The organism is Rhabdochromatium marinum (assembly GCF_016583795.1).
Lineage (GTDB): Bacteria > Pseudomonadota > Gammaproteobacteria > Chromatiales > Chromatiaceae > Rhabdochromatium > Rhabdochromatium marinum.
In genome coordinates this window covers 1-17503 of sequence record NZ_NRRS01000075.1, presented here as the reverse complement: position 1 = coordinate 17503, position 17503 = coordinate 1, and the positions used below count along the sequence as shown (strand labels likewise).

The following is a 17503-nucleotide window of genomic DNA, read 5'->3' as shown; positions in this document are numbered from 1 at the left end:
GTATGGGGTGGGGGGTGCCCAGCAGCACTTCAAGTCCGCCGGCGGGATTGTCGCGATAGGTCCAGGCGCCGTCGCTTTGGGTGGCTACCTGGGGGGCGAAGGGATTGGCGGTGCCGACAAAGAGTCCGTGCGGGCTGGAGATCAGATTGCGGCAGCCGTAGTTAAAGGCATTGTCAAAGCCGGTGCGGGTGACATTGATCCAGTTCTCGCCATCCCAGCTGCGCCACAGGTCGAAACCGCCCTGCATGGCGATGAAGTCCTCGACCCCGGCAGCGGCCAGCAGTTTGGAGGATTTCCAGGGTTTGGCACTCAGATCGACATAGCGCAGGATCACCGTCCAGTCCATGGTGCCGGCGTAGAGCCAGCCGTCATGGACGCCGAAGCGCCAGATGTAACCGCAGAAATAATTGTTGAAGCCGGCGCCCATGGCGCTGAGCGGTTCTTTGCCGTCACGCGCATTGCCAACCACAATATCCCAGTCGCCGTTTTCGTGCACGCGCAGAATTTCCGCTGCCGCCGGGCCGACCTGAAAGCGGTGATCATAGCCACCGTTTTGGATGCCGGTGCCAATGTAGAGATGCTCGCCGAAGGCGATCAGGCTCACCGTGCCCTGATTGAGCGCACCGCGCCCGGCGCCGCCTTCAAGTATTTTCTCCCATTGATAGGGTGGATCACCTTCCGCACGGGTGCGCCACAGCTGAAACCCATTGGCGCCGCCGGTGCCGGCGTACAGATAGCCGTGACAGACGGCCATCTCATAGACCACGATCACCTCGGGTGGGCTGTCGAAGCCGGGATCATTCACCGATTGCCAGCGTCCAGAGGCGGGATCCCGGGTGGCAAAGATCAGCGAGTTCCAGGCGGCGTTGACATTGCCTTTGCTCGCTCCGGTCGGTGCGGTGAACAGCTGGCCCTTAAAGGGCACCAGAGTGCGGATGGCGGTGACCACCAGAGCTTGGTCTTGACTGGTGAATCTGGGGTTGGGCAGGGTCTCGAAGTGCTGCCCGTCCTGGGAGCGCAGCAGCTCGGGGCCGGTGCCGCGCGAGCGTGACCAGCTGGCAACATAGAGCGCTGGCTCGGCATCGGAAGTGCCCTGAAACACCGTCATGGCGCGATAGCCAAGATCGCGGCTGTAGGTGCAGCCGTCGTGCGGATCGCTTACCAGAGGTGCCTGATAACAGCGCTGCCACTGGCGTGACTTGGGATGATGACGCCAGATTTCGCCGCGCGCGGCCTGCTGTTCGAATTCCGGGGTGTAGTTGCGATGCGGGCAGTCGATGGGCCAAGTGTCAATGCTGACATAGGGCATGGCGAATTTCAGCAGACAGAGATTCGCGCGGCCGGTGCCAATGTAGAGATGCTCCTGAAACCAGGCGGCTGAGTAGGCGTAGCTGTTGTACGGATCGCCCAGACCGTTAGCGCTGATGCGCTGAAACTGACGCGAACGCAGGCCGGGGCGGGGATCCGGGCGTGCAGCTGGGGGCCTAGCCGCCACGCGGGTATCCCAGCTGGTCGGCCAGTTGCCAACTGGCCTCACTGAGCCATTGTCCCGTGTCAAAGCGCTGCCAGCGCCAAGCCGCATCGGCCTCAATGCGATCATGCAGATGAAATTTGAGATCGCCGCTGAACTCGCCCACTCGCTGCAAGCCATCGAGCATGCGCGCCTCGGGGGCTGCATAGGGATCGAGCATGGCAGGCTGGAAGTCGAGTCCGAGCCATGCGCACAGGGCGCGCAGGGTTGGCTCGGGCGCGGAGACCAGATCTTCGTAGCGGAGGCTGTAGTGGCGCTGGGCTGGAATCTGGGCGAGGCAGGCGGTGATATTGCCGTTGCAGGTCAGCCAGGCGAGTTCGGCGAATTGCTCGGTGCTGAAGCTGTTGGCATGGCGCTGCATGAAGGGGACAGTGCGCTCCAGCTTGGCATCAATGAAGGAGCGCGTCATACCGCCGGGGTGGCGCACCAGATGGATGTACAGCGGTTCCTCGAACAAGTGTTCGGCGCGATCCAACACGGGACGCGAGTAAGCATAGGCCGGTGTCTTGTCCACCAGCCACCGTGTGCCGGGCTGATTGGCGCTACAGCGGTGCTGCAACAGCCGGTAGAAATCGCTGATCGGCAGCTGTTGGGACTCGAGGGCCTGGATCTGCGCGCTGGCGGCCCCGGCGGACAGGCCATCCAGCGCCATGAGCGCACGAATGGCACCACTGGTGAGATGACGGTTCTCCGGGTGATGAAAGGCGGCGCGGCGTTCGGCGAGATCCTTGAACCACAGCAAATGCAGCTCAGGCGGCGCGAACAACATAGGATGTCCGGCCAGAATGGCCTGCAACAGGGTGGAGCCGGAGCGCGGAGCCGAGAGCAGAAAAATCGCGCGCGGATTGCGTTGGGCTAGCGGCTCTGAGGGGTGCGGTTGCGGAATCATGGCCGCAAAGCGTTCGATGTCGCTGTGATCGATGCGATGTGCCGCGCGGTTGCTCGCCAGTGCTGGGCTCCCTGGGGCTAGATCGGGTGGGTGTGCGGCGGCGCCAGTGCCCGATCCAGTGCTTGACACTGGACTGGCCTCAAGACGCTGACAGACAAAGTCAGCCAGCTGACCCAGGCGCAGGTCATCAATATAGCGCCCCTCAACCATCAGTAGATCGTGGAAGCCGATGGTGCGCCCGAAGGTTTTTTCGATGGCCACGAAGAGGTCAATGAATTCCACCGAGGTAAGCCCCAGATCGGCGATCAACCGGGTCTCGGCGTTGATCTGTTCCTCCCAGCCCTCGAATTCCCACTCCGGAACCAGTTCGGCCAGAAACGGCAGCACCCGCGTCTGCACGTCCTGCGGCGTTAGGCCGACATGGGCGGCGTGGGTGGGCGGGGCTGCGGCCGGAGCGGCTGTGCTGTGCCTGTCGTTGTGAGTGGCTGAGGTGGACTCCATGTGCGGGCCTGACGCTCTATTTGGTGGTAACCTTGAAATTTTATCAGAATCGTTGCTCTGCGGTGACAGATGTCACCGCTTGAAACCGCTTGAGTCTTGCATGGCCTTTCCTTCTCCGTTGTTTCTGCTAACCACTCCGCATTCCTTCGGATCGCGACTCGCGGCCATGCTGGGTCAGCATGCGGCGGTTTATGCGCCCGCCGAGCTTAATCTCCTGGCGGCTGATCGGGTGGTGGATCTGTTCGATGCCTTGCCCGCTCAGGGTACTCAGGGTCTGTTGCGAACCATCGCCCAGCTCTATGGTGGTGAGCAGACGCTAGAGTCCATCGATATGGCACGCCGCTGGCTGTATCGGCGCGCGCACATGACCACCAGTGAGGTGTTGGCCGAGTTGTGCGCGCAGGTTGCGCCACGCCGCTTGGTGGTCTATGGCGAGGCTTATTCTGCACCAACCTGGGCCGCGCGTCTGACCCAGCTGCGCCACGCGTTTCCGCAGGGCCGGTTTTTGCATCTGACCCGGCATCCCTGGGATCAGTGTCGTACCTGGTTCAGCGATCCGGACGGGCTGGCGCGTCTCTACCTAGCGGATGCCTTGGACAAGACCGGGTTAAACCCGGTTCCAGACCCCCAGATTGATTGGTATCGGCGCCATCGGGGTATTCTGGATTTTTTGCATGGGGTGCCGGATGAGTTGCAGTATCAGTTGCGTGTGGAGGATCTGCTAGGAGATGCGCGACTGGCGCTGGCGCGCCTCTGTGCCTGGCTCGGTCTGGCCTGGAGTCAAGCACAGTTTGAAGCCATGTGTCGCCCTGAGCAGTCGCCCTACGCCGGGGTTGGCCCCTATGGCGCTGAGGGGGGAATGGATGCCGAATTTCTCAAGGATCCAGCTCAGCCGCTGTCCCCTCCGGCGCCGGCCCCCCTGGAGCAGCCGCTGCCCTGGCGGACGGATGGCGGGCGCTTGACCCCTGAAACCATCGCACTGGCGCAACTCTTTGGTTACGGTTAAGGGTTGAAGTTTAAGGAATCCACGACCACATCTCGATGGTGATAAAGCGCGTCAGGGGGCGGCTGAGCTGCAAATACAGCGGTTTGTCGCCACTGAGGATTTTTCCATAGCCGGACATGCCGGGTTTGAGCACGAAGGGTTCGGTGTCCAGCAGCTCAATCAGCACCGTGAAGGTGCGTCCAAAGACGGCTTCGCTACCGGTCGGTTCGACGGCAATGACCCGACCGCGAAAGGTGCGGGTCGGGTAGGCTTGCAGGCGGATCTCGGCGCTGGCGCCGACATCAATTCCAGCGATTTCCGCTTCCGGCAGAATCATTTCCACCTGCGGTTCGCGACGCATCTGGGCGCGGGCGAAGGTGTCGCCACGGGCCAAAAAACGACCGCGCTTCTTGTTCAAATAGGCATCGACCAGAAAGCCACTGAAGGGCATGCGCAGCTGGGTGCCCTTGAGCTGGCTCTGGGTCAGGTCCAGCCTGTGTTGCAGCTGCCGCAGTCCCGCTTGCGCCTCGGCGACTTCCTGCCGGGCGATTTCAATCTCTTCCTTGGTCGCGCCGTTTTCGAGCCGGGTCAACTGGGCGGCGGCTTCTTGCAGTCCCTGGCGGCGTGCGGCGACCGTGGTTTCAAACTCATGGATGCGTTGGCGGTCAATGGCCGCCTGTTTCTCGCTGCGTGTGACCTCAAGCTCCGAAATAATACCCGCCGGCAGTTGATGAATGCGCTCAAGTTCGCGATCACTGTAGCCGGAGGTGATGCGGGCGGTTTCGAGCTGTTGGCTGGCGAGCGTCATTTCCTCGCGCGCCCGTGCCACCCGGGCGCGGGCCTCGGTGATGAGTTCCGGGCGGGTGCCGGCCAGGGTTTGTGCTAGGCGGGCGCGGCGCTGCGCGAGTTCAGCTTCCTGTTCGCGCAGTTGCTCCTGCAGCGCAGCCAGTTGCCCTTCGAGTTCGTCCGACAGCATCACGGCCACGGTGGCTCCAGCCTCAATCAGGGTGCCATCGCCACCGCGGTAGCGCACCTCAATCAGCTGGCCGGAGATGGGTGCCTGGATGTCCTGCTGTTCAGGCGTGCGCAGGATGACGGCGCCGCCGGGGCGGTAGGGGAAGGGCAGAATCAGCACAGCAATGACCAAAGCCAGCAGCAGCAGGCGTGGCAGATAGCGGGTCAGGGGTGATGTAGTGGCGGTAGCGGTAGCGCTTGCCTCCCGGCCGGCGTTTCCCTGGGTGCGGGCGATGCGCTTGAGTGCCCAGCGGGCCATCAGGAGCACCACGGATACCAGAATAATGGCTTCGGTGGCGGCGCCGAAAATGTTCGGAAAGCTCTCGATCAGACCGCGCGCGATATGACTGGAAATGCGCACAAAGGCCCAGGTCCAGAAGGTGATCAGGGCCAATGCATAGAGCAGCAGGCGTCGGGCTTTTGCCGGGCGCAGACTGCTGGGCAGCGGTTGGCCGGTGATACGGGCGCGCAGCACCATCAGGGCCAGCTTCAGAGTGCTCAGCGGCTGCCGCAGTAGGGTCATCATCCAGCGGTAGCCGTCGGAAGGACGCAGCGGCACACTCAGCAGCAGAAAGGTCAGCAGGGCGGCATGGCTGACCACGATGGCATGGATGGCGAGTGAACGGCCACTGTCGCGCAGCAGATACCAGCCCAGGGTGGCAGCGCTGAAGAGCACCAGGCGAAACAGCAGGTTGGAGCCCCAGCACCACAGTTGGGCGGAGCGGTTGAAGTCGCCAATGGCGCGCTTGTCGATAAAAAAGCGCGGGATGATGCCAAAACGCAGCCGCAGGCCGAAGCTGTGCACGGTTCCGCCGTAATAGGCGATCAAGGTGCCCTGCACCAGGCAACGCAGCAGGTTGATCAGCACCAGGCTGAACACCAGACGACCGAAATAGGACATGGACTGGCCGAGCCGGGCCAGATCCTGGCTCATTTGCAGCTGGTTGTCGAACAGGGTGTAAAGCGCCAGAGGCACCAGGAACACCAGACTCCAGTTGCCGAGCAGAAAGGCCCAACGCAGCGGACGCAGCACATGGGCCAGGCCGGTAAAGAAGCCGGTGGGATTGCCAAGCACCCAGCGAGTGTCTGCGGCGGCTGAGTCTTCGGATGTCTCCGCGACTGCGGTGGCATTGAGCTCAGACTCAGACTCAGTCTGAGTTTTCACCTCAGCCTGCTGTGCGGCATTGATCGCACTTGGTGCCGGGTGTTTGGCAACTGTTGGCGTTGCACTCTGATCCGATAAGTGAGAGGGATATTCGATTAGTCGGCTATTGAGAGCGGAGTCGCGGAAGGCTTCGACATCCTCGGTGGAAAGGCTGGTGTTGAAACTGGCATTAAAGCTGGTGGCGATGGCGGCACATGAGGTTGTGCCATCGAAGGCTTGCAACAGCTTGTATGTCTGGGCGTCGAACTCATAACAGTCGCCAGTGTCAGGATCCTGGATCTGGACGCCAGCCTCCGGATCGCCGTCGTGGTGTGGGCTGACCAGCAGATCCTGGCGCAAGCGGGGAGCTGGGTTGGTTGAGCGGGGAGGTTGGGGCATCGCGGGGCTGGCAGCGGCGGGCGATGTCCGCCGCCTGGCTTCAGTGGTAACCGAGACGGTGGGCGAGGGCGGTGACGTCTTGCGTCAGGGCGCTGGATTCGGCCAGGGCATAGCCGGCGGTGGCCAGGGACTCGCGCTCCTGCGGACTGATCCATTCGATGGCTTCGCGGGCAAGAAAATCCTTCAGCGATGGCTCCTTGACCCGACCGGGGCGAAACACCGGGTTGCGCATAAAGTTGCTGTCGTTGCCGCCATTTGCCGGTGTTGGACCATAGTAAGCGTAGGGCGAATACTCGGGGTGCTTCATTGCGGCAATGGCCGCATCATCGGTGCGCACTCCAAGCCATTCGGCAATTTGCGCCAGATAGCGGTCGGGATCCGACAGAATATCCTCGCCTTTGACCATCATTGACTGTCCTGGAGGGAGGCTGCGGGTAAAACTGAGAATATTGTGGTGAAACCGGTACCAGGACAGCAGGTTGTTGAATGGACGCTGTTTGTCGCTGCGGCTGCGCTGTTGCAGAAACAAGTCCATGGAGCGGCTGGTGCTGACCGGGTGCCGGGTCAGATGCAGGAAATAAGCTTTGGGATAGAAGACCCACGTGCGTTCCAGATCCAGGGGTCTGAGTGCGGTGATCGGGCTTTTCTCGATACCGATGCGTGGCGCAACCCGCATGCGCAGATGTTCCATCAGGTCGCGGGTTGACCAGAGTTTGCGCTCGTTGAGCCAGGCAATTGCATGCGCGATGGTCGCTCGGGTCTGGTGACCGAACTCAAGCTGGGCGATGGTGCGTAGCAGACCGGATGGGCCGAAGTGATTGCCGGCGCGATATTCGCGATCCAGCATTTCCTGTACGGTGTCACCGATGAACAGATGTAGTTCGGGAAAGCCATAGAGTTCAGGGTGCTGCCCGATCATGGTCGACACCACCGAGGAAAAGGAGCGCGGTGGCGAGAGCAGGATCAGGAAGGGGGCCGTTACCAAGGATGACGTGCTTGCGGCCTTGGTGGTTGAAGACTCAGGCATCGGCGTTCAGCCGTTCGGGGCTGAGCAGGTAGCGCCAGACGGGCTCAAAGAGTGCCCGACCATCCACGCGGCTGGGCGTGAGATTATCCTGCGCCACGCTGGCGTGGTATTTCTCGCGACGCACCCCGGTGATGGTGGTTATCAGGCACTGGGCCCCCTGGTAGGGTGGTTCTGCGTCATCGACCTCAACCGGGGAGTGGATGTCGAGTCCCAGAAGTTCCCAGGAGCGCAGGATTTTCTCAAAGCCCTGGTCCTGAGCGTGGACAAAGCCAAAGTGGCGTGATGCCGGTGTGGCGCCGGCCATGTTCAGCCAGCGGGCCTGTTGCTCAATGGTGCGTACATAATCGGCCGGTGCGGCCAGCATGACGACGCGCGCCACCGGGTGGCATTTGCCGATCATTGCTGCGTGTCCACCGCCCTGAGAATGTCCAGCCACAACCAGCTTGGGCCATTGGATTGCGCCGGCACTGGTGAGAAATTGCTCCCATCCCTGCTCAGGGTACTGAGTGATCAGATACTTGAGTAATGCCCGCAGGCGCGGTTCAATCGCCTGGGCCGGCGCGAGTGTTAACAACCCTGAGCGCTGCCCGCCGTCGAGGAGATCCAGGCGCACCTGACCATGGCAGTCCGGATCCCGGCTGTCCTGGCACAGGCCACCAACCGTCCAGGCATTGGGGTAGCTCAGATTGATGGCATGATAACCGAGCTGGGCCGCGACAGTGGTGATCAGGCGTTGGCGTGCCGGGATGCCATAGGAGCCGCACAGAAACAGGAATAATTGCCCCTGGGCGTTGGGTGTAGCCGCGCGCATGACCAGATGAGCGTCACGCCATTGGTCGATGCTGGGGTCGCAGTGCTCTGGTGCGATCTCAGCTGACCAGGGTTCGTTTGGGGCGCGCGCGATTGTGGCGGTTGCGTGCGGCTGGAGGCGTCGTGACTGTCGCGGCCGGAGCATAGTGGTTGCGATGATTAGCTGATGTGATGATTGCTGGTGGGCTCGATCTGGCTGCTTGGCTCAATCTGATCGAGATGCAACAAAAACAACTGCGTTTGTTGTTGTGCATCGAAATTTGTCGTTTCCACCCGCAAAACCAGCGTGCTTGGCCCGCATTCCAGGGCCTGGCAGCGTTCGATCTGATCCAGTGACTGGAAAGCATCGGTGGCAATGCTTTGCCAATCGATGCCGTTATAGGAATACCACAGGCGCAGTCCGTCCTCGTCACTGGTTGCCAGCAGTAGACACCCGGCTTGCGCATGCAAGAGTTGCCATTCACGCCGCCAGGTTGCTCCTGTCTGGCGGGTATTGAGACTGGGACCCAGCGCCGATAAGGGCAGCTTGAGTCCAGCAGGTGAGGGACGCGGCACACCGACAAGGATCTCCCAATCGCCGCTGCTGGGATCGACCTGCAATAGCTCAAAGCCCTGATAATCAAAATAAGCCGAATCTGGTGTCCGGGCCGTCGCTGGGGTGCCGGCGGCGAGAAACAACTTGTCATTCAGGGTGGTCAGCGCAAAGATCTCGGCATTGTGCAGATAGCGTTCAGCACCGCGTGCAAGTACCGGGTGATCATGGAGGCGACGGGATTGAAGATCCGCGCTCAGAAGGCTGAAGCCGGCTTCCCGATCCTTCAATGCCAAGTAAAGCTGCCCGGAACAGTCAATGGTATGGGTAATACGCGACACAATCTCAGGCTCAAGCTCAAGTGTGGCGAGCCAGTCATGCAGATCGGAACAAGGGGAGATTGCTGTACCGTCGGCAGTGATTTCCTCCAAGGGCGCCAGCGGTGAGGCTGAGGTGGCCCTCAGTCGCCAGCATCCACCAGGCGAGGCGGCTTCCAAGGTGAGTTGGGTTGCCTGGTCTGTCTCTGTTTGCACCCAGGTCAGTTGGCAGCGCGCATCAGCAATGGCCCCCTTGCGATCCTCGATTGGCGTCAGCGCATGATTGTTCAGCACGGCTTGCCAGTGGCCACTGGCCAGTTCACAGGCCTGCACCTGCAACCGACTGCTGTCGGTTTCGCGCTGATAGTCAATCCGGGCCAGATAGAGCCAGTTGTTGTGGATGCCGATGTCCATGGCCCAGCCAGTCGGCGCCGGCTGATTGCGTGCTGGGCTGGCAACGAGGTCAGGTTCCGGTGTGATGTCGTGGCAGAATCCGTGCGAGGTCATGAGCAAGTCGCCTGGCTGAGCTGAAACATGAACAAAGCGCTGACAGAGACAGCGCAATCAAAGTCGTGGTCAGGACGGCGCCCAAGCATCACTGGTAGCCAAGGCGCCGGGTCAGGCCGAGCACTTCGTTGGTCATGACATCATCCTCAACCATTTTCAGGCGTGCGGCGGTGAGCATTTGATGTCCTTCCGACGAGAGCCAGGGGAGCGGGCTTGCGGCCAGCAGGTCCGCTAGACGGGGTTCTTGCACCTGGCCGGTGCGCAGCCTGGGATTGTGCATGAATTTGCTGTCATTGCCGCCGCGGGCTGGGCTGGGACCAATGCAGGCATAGGGTGAGCGTTCCGGGTGTTTCATCGCCGCAATGGCGCTGGCGTCGGTGCGCACCCCCAGCCATTCAGCGATTTGCGGCAGATAGCGATCAGGTTCAGACAAGAGTTGTTCGCCCTTGATCCGCAGCACTTGGCTGTCTGGCATGGGGGCGGTGAATTCGAGGATATTGCGGTGCATGCGGTACCACAGTAGCAAGTGATCAAAGCCCAGCGTCGTGCCGCCTGCACCGCGCGCGCGCAAGGTTTTCGCCTGATGAAAGAAGCTTTGCATGGATGCACGCGTGGCGACCGGGTGTCGGGTCAGATGCACATATCTGGCGCGCGGATAGCAGCGCTGTACATTGGCGAGAAAGGCCATGTTCATGCAGTTGACCGGGCTTTTCTCGATGCCAATACGCGGCGCGACCTTTGCCAGCAGGTCATCAAGCAGCGCTTTGATCGTCCAGTCGCGCCTAGCGTTCAGCCACAGGCCGGCGCGCAGAATGCCACCGGTGGTCTGGCGACCCTCATGCAGTTGTGCGAGGGCACGCAGCAATCCAGGCGGGCCGCTGTAGTTGCCTTTGCCGGCTTCGCGCTCCAGCAGCGCCGTGACCGTGCGCACAGCAAACACATGCAATTCCGGGAAGCCATACAGCTCGGGATGCTCGCCGAGCATGGTCGAGATGACCGAGGAAAACGACCGCGGCGGCGACAGAATAATGAGTGGATCGGGAACCATTCCTTGACTGCTGACGACTGTGGCGACTGACGGCTTTAAGGCCGATCACTCCGCTTGGGTCGCTTCCATTGCGCGGATCGTGATGATGAGCTGATCAAGCTCACACTGTGTCTCGGCTGTCATGGTTTTTAGCAGGCCCAGGCGTTGCTCGGTCTTGGCCTGTAAGGCTTTGAGCTCCTCTAACGACGATGAACTGGGGATATAGTCAACATCGACACTGGCCAGCCAGGCACCAAACTGCTCGCGCAACTGGGGCAGCTGTTCCAGAAAATTCGCGTAACCGGCGCTGCCCTGATGGGCTTCCGGCGGGACTGGCAGACTGTGCGCGCTGGGAGCGTCACGGCGCCGTAGCCGCTTTTGGCGTCGCAACTCGGCAAGATCGGTGTGCGTCAGGCTCGCATTTGCATTCGCCTTGGCCGCATCATCGGCATCCGGCTCGGCATCCGGCGACCGGGGCAGCGGACGCAGGAACAACGACAGCATGCTGAATCCATCAATATCTGCAAGCGCATTGTCGCGCTCCTCACCAAAATTGGCGCGCAGGCGTGCGAGAATCTCAGCATTACGTGCTTGTTTTTCGGTTTGGGCTTGGGAATCAGTCATGGCGCGCCGAAGCGACTGGAGTCGATGCTGTGACAGGTGATGGTCAGTGACCGCTGCGCGGCATCTTAGCATTGAAATTCATCGTCGGCTCAGACTGATGACACCTCTTTCAAGGCTTGTGCCAGGGCGGGCGGCAAAGGGGTGGGTTTCTGGCGCTGTGGGTCGATGCAGCAATGACGGGTCTGGGCAGTTGCGGCTAGAGTGTCTTCGTGTATCAAACAGCGGTAGCCCAGGGTGAAGCGAGTGGCTTCGAGCTGTTGTAGTGCCAGTTCAATGCGCACCCAGTTGCCATGACACATGGGCGCGCGATACTGAGCTTCAGCATGGATGAGGGGCAGCAGCAACTCACCGCTGCGGATAAGTTCGGGCAGAGGGAAGCCGAGCGCTTGCATCCATTGCTCGTAAGCATCGTGCAGATGCCGAAACAGATGGCCATAAAACAGCCGGCCAGCGGCGTCGGTATCATGTAGTGCCACCCGAAAGCCCTGTGTGGAATCAGCGGGAACCATGTTAGCTGTTCAGTCCTTAATGCTTGAACGCTCCGGTAAGATGACACGGCTGCTTGAGCAAGATAAATATCGCCCCTGCCTGTCATGCGCGAGAACATTGCATAATAGGCGTTTTTCCCGATGTAGCGAAGTGCCCCGCCATGGACGGACCTCAGCGTTCCACTGCCAGCCCGGCCTCTATCCCTGCCGCCACTCCCAGCGCGATTCCGAGCGCGGCTGATCTCAACGCCTGCCTGCTGCGGGATCGCCACCGGCTGCGTCGGTGGCTGAAGGGGCTGACGAAGTCGGCGGCGGCTCAGCCATCGGCAGCGGCGCTTGCGGATCTGTGGCGCGCGATTGAGCACTCGCAAGCCGTGGTGGAGCAGCGCCGTCAGCAGTGCCCGGCGGTGATTGCCTATCCACCGGACTTGCCGGTCAGCGAGCGTAAGGACGAGGTTGCGGCGCTGCTCGATCAGCATCAGGTCATTGTGCTCTGTGGCGAGACTGGCTCGGGTAAGTCCACCCAGTTGCCGAAAATCTGCCTGGAGCTGGGGCGCGGGCGCTTGGGGCGCATTGGGCACACCCAGCCGCGACGCATTGCCGCCCGCTCGCTGGCCAGTCGCATCGCGGCAGAATTGAGCACCGAGCTGGGCGGCCTGGTCGGCTACAAGGTGCGCTTCCATGATCGGGTGCGCCCAGAGACCAGCATTAAGTTGCTGACTGACGGCATGCTGCTGGCCGAGATCCAGCAGGATCGCTGGCTAAATGAATACGACACCCTGATCATCGATGAGGCCCATGAGCGCAGCCTGAACATCGATTTCCTGCTCGGGGTGCTGCAACAGCTGCTGCCCAGGCGCCCGGAGCTGAAGGTCATTGTCACCTCGGCGACCATCGACCCACAGCGGTTCGCGCGCCATTTCGCTGATGCCAAGGGCCAGCCGGCGCCCATCATCGAGATTTCCGGGCGCACCTATCCGGTGGAGACCCGCTATCGCCCGCCGGCTGAGGAACATGCCGGGGAGCGCGATGAGGCCATGCAGGTCGCCATTTCCGAGGCGGTGTCGGAGTTGGCGCGGGAAGGGCGCGGCGATGTGCTGGTGTTTCTGTCCGGGGAGCGCGAGATTCGCGAGACCGCCGAGACGCTGCGCAAGCATCATCCACCGGCCACCGAAATCCTGCCGCTCTATGCGCGGCAGGGACCGGCCGAGCAGGCACGGATTTTTCAGCCGCATGGGGCGCGGCGGGTGGTGCTGGCCACCAATGTTGCCGAGACCTCGCTCACGGTGCCGGGGATTCACTATGTGGTGGATCCGGGTTTTGCGCGCATCAGCCGCTACAGCCATCGCACCAAGGTGCAGCGCCTGCCGGTGGAGCGTATCTCGCAGGCGTCGGCCAATCAGCGTCAGGGGCGCTGCGGGCGTATCGCTAACGGTATCTGCATACGGCTGTATGCCGAAGACAACTTCCAGGCGCGTGCCGCGTTTACCGAGCCGGAGATTCAGCGCACCAATCTGGCGGCGGTCATTTTGCAGCTCAAGCTGCTTGGTTTTGGCGCCATCGAGCGGTTTCCCTTCATTGATGCCCCGGACAGCCGCCTGATCAACGACGGCTATCGCACACTCGAGGAATTAGCCGCGCTCGATGCGCAGGGCCAGTTGACGCCGCTGGGGCGGCAGCTGGCGCGGCTGCCGGTTGATCCGCGCATTGGTCGTCTGTTGCTGGCCGGCGCCGAGCACCACTGTCTGCGCGAACTGCTGATTATCGCCGCCGCCCTGAGCGTGCAAGACCCGCGCGAGCGCCCATTGGAGAAGCAACAGGCCGCCGATGAGATCCATGCCACCTTCCGTCATGAGGACTCGGATTTTCTCGCCTTTCTGAATCTGTGGCGTTTCCTGGAGCAGGAGCGCAAGGCGCTGTCGCGGCGCAAGTTCCAGAACCTGTGCCGGCTGCATTTCCTGTCCTGGACCCGGGTGCAGGAATGGCGCGATATTCACAGTCAGCTGCGTGAGCAACTCACCGAGATGGGCTTTAAGGAGAACCAGGCCGAGGGCAGCTACGAGGAAATTCACCGCGCACTCCTGACCGGGCTGCTGAGTAACATCGGCTTCAAGGACGAGCAGCGTGAGTACCAGGGTGCACGCAATGGGCGCTTCTTTATTCATCCCGGTTCCGGGCTGGCGCCCAAGCTCCAGCGGGGCGGACAGGCGCAGCCGGGGGGTGCAAAGACGCCGAAATGGATTCTGGTCGCCGAGCGGGTCGAAACCACCCGACAGTATGGTCGCACGGTGGCCAGGGTGCAGCCGGCCTGGATCGAGGCGGCTGGCGCGCATCTGCTCAAGCGCGAGTATTTCGAACCCCACTGGCAGGCGCGCGCCGGGCAGGTGGCGGCCTTTGAGAAGGTGACGCTCTATGGTCTGACACTGGTGGCCAAGCGGCGCGTCAACTATGGCCCCATCAATCCGACCGAGGCGCGCGAGATCTTTCTGCGCTTTGCGCTGACCGAAGGCGATTTTGACACCCGCGCACCCTTCTGGCGTCACAATGTCGAGCTGATTGAGTCTGTGCACCATCTGGAGGCCAAATCGCGCCGCCGCGACATTCTGGTCGATGATGAGGCCATCTATGCCTTCTACGACCAGCGGGTGCCTAGCGGCATCTACTCCAAGCCGCAGTTTGAGCGCTGGCTGCGTAAGGCGACGCACAAGCAGCCCAAGCTGTTGCATCTGAGCTTGGCGGATGTGATGCGACATGAGGCGGCCGACATCACCGCCGAGGCCTTTCCCGATGCCCTGCGCGTTGGCGCCACTGAGCTGCCGCTGGACTATCACTTCGATCCTGGCAGCCAGGTCGATGGCGTGACCCTGGTGCTGCCGCTGCCTTTGATCAATCAGGTGGCGCCGGAGCGGCTGGAATGGCTGGTGCCGGGCCTGCTGGAAGAACGCATCACCGCGCTGCTGCGTGGCCTGCCCAAGCCGCTGCGCAAGGGTTTGGTGCCGATTCCCGATACCGCCGCCCGGATCGCCGCACGTCTGAAACCCAGTGAGCGGCCACTGGTCCAGGCGCTGGGCGAAGCCATTAAGGCGTTGACCGGTCAGGTGATTCCCGAGGACGCCTGGGATGAAGCCGTGATTCCCGAACATCTGCGCATGAAGGTGCGGCTGATCGATCAGGATGGCCGCGCCTTGGCCTGCGGCGAGGATCTGGTGGCGCTCAAGCGCCAGCATGGCCAGGCCGGCGGCGCGCGCTTCGCCGAGATTCCTAGCGCCGGCCTGGAACGCGAGGGTCTGACGCGCTGGGATTTTGGCGAGCTGCCCGAGCAGATCGACCTGACGCGCGGCGGTATTCATCTGCGCGGCTATCCGGCGCTGGTCGATGAGGGCAAGAGCGTGGCGGTGCGGGTGCTGGACTCCGAGGCCAGCGCTGCTGCGGCCATGCGCGCCGGGCTGCGGCGGTTGATCATGCTGCATTTGGCCGCTGACATGCGCGCACTGCGCCGCCAGTTGCCGGGGCTGGATCGTATGCGGCTGCAATATGCCAAGGCGCCCAAGGCAGCCAAGTCACCTGCGAGCACCCGGCCGGATCAGGGGGCTGCAACGCCTGATTTGGCCGATGAACTGATCGCACGGAGTTTGGATCTGACCTTTATCGAGAATCGGGAATTTCCGCGCACCCGCACGGCCTTCGAGTCCTGTGTGGCGGCTGGCAAGCCGCAGCTGTTCGGGGTGGCGCAGGAGGTGTGCCAGCTGGCAGCCAATATTCTTGGCGCCTATCAGGCGCTGCGTAAGCAACTGGCCGGTATCACCCAGATCAATTGGCTGGACTCGGTGCGGGATATGCAGAGCCAGTTGGATGCCTTGGTGTTCAAGGGCTTTTTGCAGCAGGTGCCCTATCCTCAGCTCAAGCAGTATCCGCGTTATTTAAAAGCCATTCAGCAGCGGGCCGAGAAGCTGTTGCATGCGGCCGGGCGGGATCGCGAGCAGTTGGCAGAGCTGACGCCGTTGTTGGATCAATGGCGCGAGCGGCAAGCGGCTGCCGAGGCGGCCGGTCGTGATGATGCGCGGCTCGATGAGATCCGCTGGATGCTGGAGGAGCTGCGGGTGTCTTTCTTCGCGCAGTCGCTCGGCACCGCCTATCCGGTGTCAATGAAGCGGCTGCAAGCACGCTGGCGTGAGCTGGGGCTGTGACGGTGCGGGGCAAGGGATGGGGGTGAGTGAAGGGACATGGCCGCGCCACCGCTGGGCCTGAAGCCCGGTGCGGCGGCGTGGCGGCAGGCCGTTGAGGCTTTGCTTTTTAGTTGGTCGCTGGAGCCTCGGGCTGAGCGGGGGCCTCAGGAGCTTCAGGGGTGGCTGGTGCGGCCATCATGTCGGAAGCGCTCATGGGGCCATAGCCATAGCGGGGGTAATTGCAGGGTTGGCGTGGATGCGGGCAGCGGCTCTGGCTCGGCCAGCTGCGTCCCATGTTGCCGAGTGCGGGCATGGACCCGATGACTTCCTTAATGGTTTGGCGCTGTTCTTCGTTGAGTTCATCCATGGTGGTGCGGAACTTCTCGAAGCGCTCTTGCATCGCCTCGCGACGTGCTTCGGCGGCCTTCCAGGGTGGCAGCTCGGGCAGCTCAATTCCATGCTGGGCGGCGCGTTCACGGGTGGCTTCCCAGCGCTTCTCGCGCAAGGCATTGCGCTCCTCAGTCGTGATCCAGGGCGCATAGTCCGGCGAGGGCATGCCAGCGCGTTCGCTCGGTGCCCAAGGCGGCATTTCAGGCATTTCAAAGCCCAGCTCGCTGGCCTGCTTGCGCAGTTGCTCATAGCGGCGCTCGCGTTCCTCGATCATTTGCTTATGGCGCTCTTCCATGCGTGCAATGATGGTGTCGGGAGACTCGGGTGCGGCCATGGGGGTAGGCGCGGGAGCCTGGACTGGAGCCGGTGGCGTGGCTGCGGCTTCAGGAGCGGCGGCATCGGCGGCCAGGGCGCCCTGTGACAGCCCCAGGGCGGCGGCCGTGAGGCTTGCGAGCAGTATTGAGGTGGTTGTTTGGCTCATCGGGTCACTCCGTCAGTTGGATTTTTTCAGTTTGGTGATAAAGCAGGACAATTTGTAAGGTCTGGGGCGTGATCTTTCAAGCCTGACCCAACTCATGGGGCGGAGGCTCCGGGTTCTGTACCCGGTCAACGAAACCATAACACGATTTCGCCAGAGATTAAAAATGATCTGGAAGAATGGCGTTTGCGGCGGCTTTTGCTTTTAGTGTGTTTTAGACGCCGCTATTGCTGTTGGTTGCAAGGGTTGGCTGCTTGACGATTATCCGTCGGATTGTATATAAATCTACGCTTGTTTTGGGGGGCAGAGTCCAATGAAATTGGGGAAAATTGTAAAAACGCTTGGCGTGGTGTTGGTAGTACTTGCTGTTTATCTCGGGCTGCTTGCCACGCTGATTTACTTCGAGCAGGCCGCCGAGGACCCCAGTATCACCAATCTGGGTGAGGCCATCTGGTATTCGGTCGTCACCATGACCACGGTTGGCTATGGTGATATGTATCCGCTGACCAACCAGGGTAAGTGGATTGGATATTTGTTTATCCTTATTTGTCAAGTCCCGGGAGATTGTTAGGACGTTTTACGAATAGATCCGGCTGCTTTTCATACCATTGCTTCAATGCCTGAATGGGAGCGACATGCCCGAGCGCGCGTTGGGGGATGTGTTGATTATAGAG

The 17503-nt window shown here is 61.7% G+C and carries 13 protein-coding genes and 1 pseudogene; 3 read left to right on the top strand and 11 right to left on the bottom strand.

From position 1 onward, the window contains the following. Together CKO36_RS15800 and CKO36_RS15795 are read right to left on the bottom strand one after the other, a co-directional pair. Positions 1 to 1495, bottom strand: a 1495-nt coding sequence (locus CKO36_RS15800; RefSeq protein WP_200285523.1) for a hypothetical protein, incomplete at its 3' end; no start/stop codon positions are given. Continuing rightward, positions 1485 to 2921, bottom strand: a complete 1437-nt coding sequence (locus CKO36_RS15795) for a sulfotransferase (RefSeq protein ID WP_200285521.1) — start codon at positions 2919 to 2921, stop codon at positions 1485 to 1487. The genes CKO36_RS15795 and CKO36_RS15800, both read right to left, overlap by 11 nt. Before the next feature lie 100 nt (positions 2922 to 3021). Between CKO36_RS15795 and CKO36_RS15790 the strand changes: the two genes are divergently transcribed. Then, complete coding sequence (locus tag CKO36_RS15790) at positions 3022 to 3927, top strand: sulfotransferase family protein (protein ID WP_200285519.1); 906 nt, start codon at positions 3022 to 3024, stop codon at positions 3925 to 3927. A 10-nt stretch (positions 3928 to 3937) separates the two neighbouring features. On the opposite strand, the gene CKO36_RS15785 is transcribed toward CKO36_RS15790, so the two are convergent. The 7 genes from CKO36_RS15785 to CKO36_RS15755 all read right to left on the bottom strand — a co-directional run bounded on the left by CKO36_RS15785 (position 3938) and on the right by CKO36_RS15755 (position 11816). Continuing rightward, entirely contained in the window at positions 3938 to 6463 is a 2526-nt protein-coding gene (locus CKO36_RS15785) for an HlyD family secretion protein (RefSeq protein WP_200285517.1), read from the bottom strand. A gap of 40 nt (positions 6464 to 6503) precedes the next feature. Then, positions 6504 to 7490 (bottom strand): sulfotransferase family protein, encoded by a 987-nt coding sequence (locus CKO36_RS15780; RefSeq protein ID WP_200285515.1) that lies wholly within the window; start codon positions 7488 to 7490, stop codon positions 6504 to 6506. Beyond that, complete coding sequence (locus CKO36_RS15775) at positions 7483 to 8445, bottom strand: BPSS1187 family protein (protein ID WP_200285513.1); 963 nt, start codon at positions 8443 to 8445, stop codon at positions 7483 to 7485. Before CKO36_RS15775 ends, CKO36_RS15780 begins: the two co-directional genes overlap by 8 nt. A gap of 14 nt (positions 8446 to 8459) precedes the next feature. After that, complete coding sequence (locus tag CKO36_RS15770; protein WP_200285511.1) at positions 8460 to 9656, bottom strand: hypothetical protein; 1197 nt, start codon at positions 9654 to 9656, stop codon at positions 8460 to 8462. Between the two features lie 88 nt (positions 9657 to 9744). After that, the gene (locus CKO36_RS15765) at positions 9745 to 10704 is read right to left on the bottom strand and encodes a sulfotransferase family protein (protein WP_200285509.1); all 960 of its coding nucleotides are present in this window, start codon (positions 10702 to 10704) and stop codon (positions 9745 to 9747) included. Positions 10705 to 10749: 45 nt separating this feature from the next. Next, a complete protein-coding gene (locus CKO36_RS15760; RefSeq protein WP_200285507.1) occupies positions 10750 to 11307 on the bottom strand; it encodes a hypothetical protein in 558 nt (185 codons plus the stop codon). A gap of 89 nt (positions 11308 to 11396) precedes the next feature. After that, complete coding sequence (locus CKO36_RS15755) at positions 11397 to 11816, bottom strand: acyl-CoA thioesterase (RefSeq protein WP_200285505.1); 420 nt, start codon at positions 11814 to 11816, stop codon at positions 11397 to 11399. A gap of 140 nt (positions 11817 to 11956) precedes the next feature. Between CKO36_RS15755 and hrpA the strand changes: the two genes are divergently transcribed. Continuing rightward, positions 11957 to 15982: an ATP-dependent RNA helicase HrpA gene (gene hrpA, locus CKO36_RS15750; protein ID WP_200285503.1), complete on the top strand. Its 4026-nt coding sequence runs from the start codon at positions 11957 to 11959 to the stop codon at positions 15980 to 15982. Between the two features lie 106 nt (positions 15983 to 16088). On the opposite strand, the gene CKO36_RS15745 is transcribed toward hrpA, so the two are convergent. Further along, positions 16089 to 16832 carry a hypothetical protein gene (locus CKO36_RS15745; RefSeq protein ID WP_200285501.1) on the bottom strand — a complete coding sequence of 248 codons (744 nt, stop codon included), beginning with the start codon at positions 16830 to 16832 and terminating at the stop codon, positions 16089 to 16091. A 310-nt stretch (positions 16833 to 17142) separates the two neighbouring features. Here CKO36_RS15745 and CKO36_RS15740 point away from each other — a divergent pair, with 310 nt between their 5' ends. Further along, entirely contained in the window at positions 17143 to 17400 is a 258-nt protein-coding gene (locus CKO36_RS15740) for a potassium channel family protein (RefSeq protein WP_200285499.1), read from the top strand. On the opposite strand, the pseudogene CKO36_RS15735 reads toward CKO36_RS15740, so the two are convergent. Further along, a pseudogene (locus tag CKO36_RS15735) lies at positions 17372 to 17503 on the bottom strand (IS481 family transposase); the annotation flags it as partial. The gene CKO36_RS15740 and the pseudogene CKO36_RS15735 sit on opposite strands and share 29 nt — an antisense overlap.

Excerpts from the sequence above, each read along its gene's own strand:
- CKO36_RS15740 (WP_200285499.1), top strand. The coding sequence starts at position 17,143 with ATGAAATTGGGGAAAATTGTAAAAACGCTTGGCGTGGTGTTGGTAGTA.
- CKO36_RS15770 (WP_200285511.1), bottom strand. The coding sequence starts at position 9,656 with ATGACCTCGCACGGATTCTGCCACGACATCACACCGGAACCTGACCTC.
- CKO36_RS15785 (WP_200285517.1), bottom strand. The coding sequence starts at position 6,463 with ATGCCCCAACCTCCCCGCTCAACCAACCCAGCTCCCCGCTTGCGCCAG.
- CKO36_RS15745 (WP_200285501.1), bottom strand. The coding sequence starts at position 16,832 with ATGAGCCAAACAACCACCTCAATACTGCTCGCAAGCCTCACGGCCGCC.
- CKO36_RS15780 (WP_200285515.1), bottom strand. The coding sequence starts at position 7,490 with ATGCCTGAGTCTTCAACCACCAAGGCCGCAAGCACGTCATCCTTGGTA.
- CKO36_RS15790 (WP_200285519.1), top strand. The coding sequence starts at position 3,022 with ATGGCCTTTCCTTCTCCGTTGTTTCTGCTAACCACTCCGCATTCCTTC.
- hrpA (WP_200285503.1), top strand. The coding sequence starts at position 11,957 with ATGGACGGACCTCAGCGTTCCACTGCCAGCCCGGCCTCTATCCCTGCC.
- CKO36_RS15755 (WP_200285505.1), bottom strand. The coding sequence starts at position 11,816 with ATGGTTCCCGCTGATTCCACACAGGGCTTTCGGGTGGCACTACATGAT.
- CKO36_RS15765 (WP_200285509.1), bottom strand. The coding sequence starts at position 10,704 with ATGGTTCCCGATCCACTCATTATTCTGTCGCCGCCGCGGTCGTTTTCC.
- CKO36_RS15775 (WP_200285513.1), bottom strand. The coding sequence starts at position 8,445 with ATGCTCCGGCCGCGACAGTCACGACGCCTCCAGCCGCACGCAACCGCC.
- CKO36_RS15760 (WP_200285507.1), bottom strand. The coding sequence starts at position 11,307 with ATGACTGATTCCCAAGCCCAAACCGAAAAACAAGCACGTAATGCTGAG.
- CKO36_RS15795 (WP_200285521.1), bottom strand. The coding sequence starts at position 2,921 with ATGGAGTCCACCTCAGCCACTCACAACGACAGGCACAGCACAGCCGCT.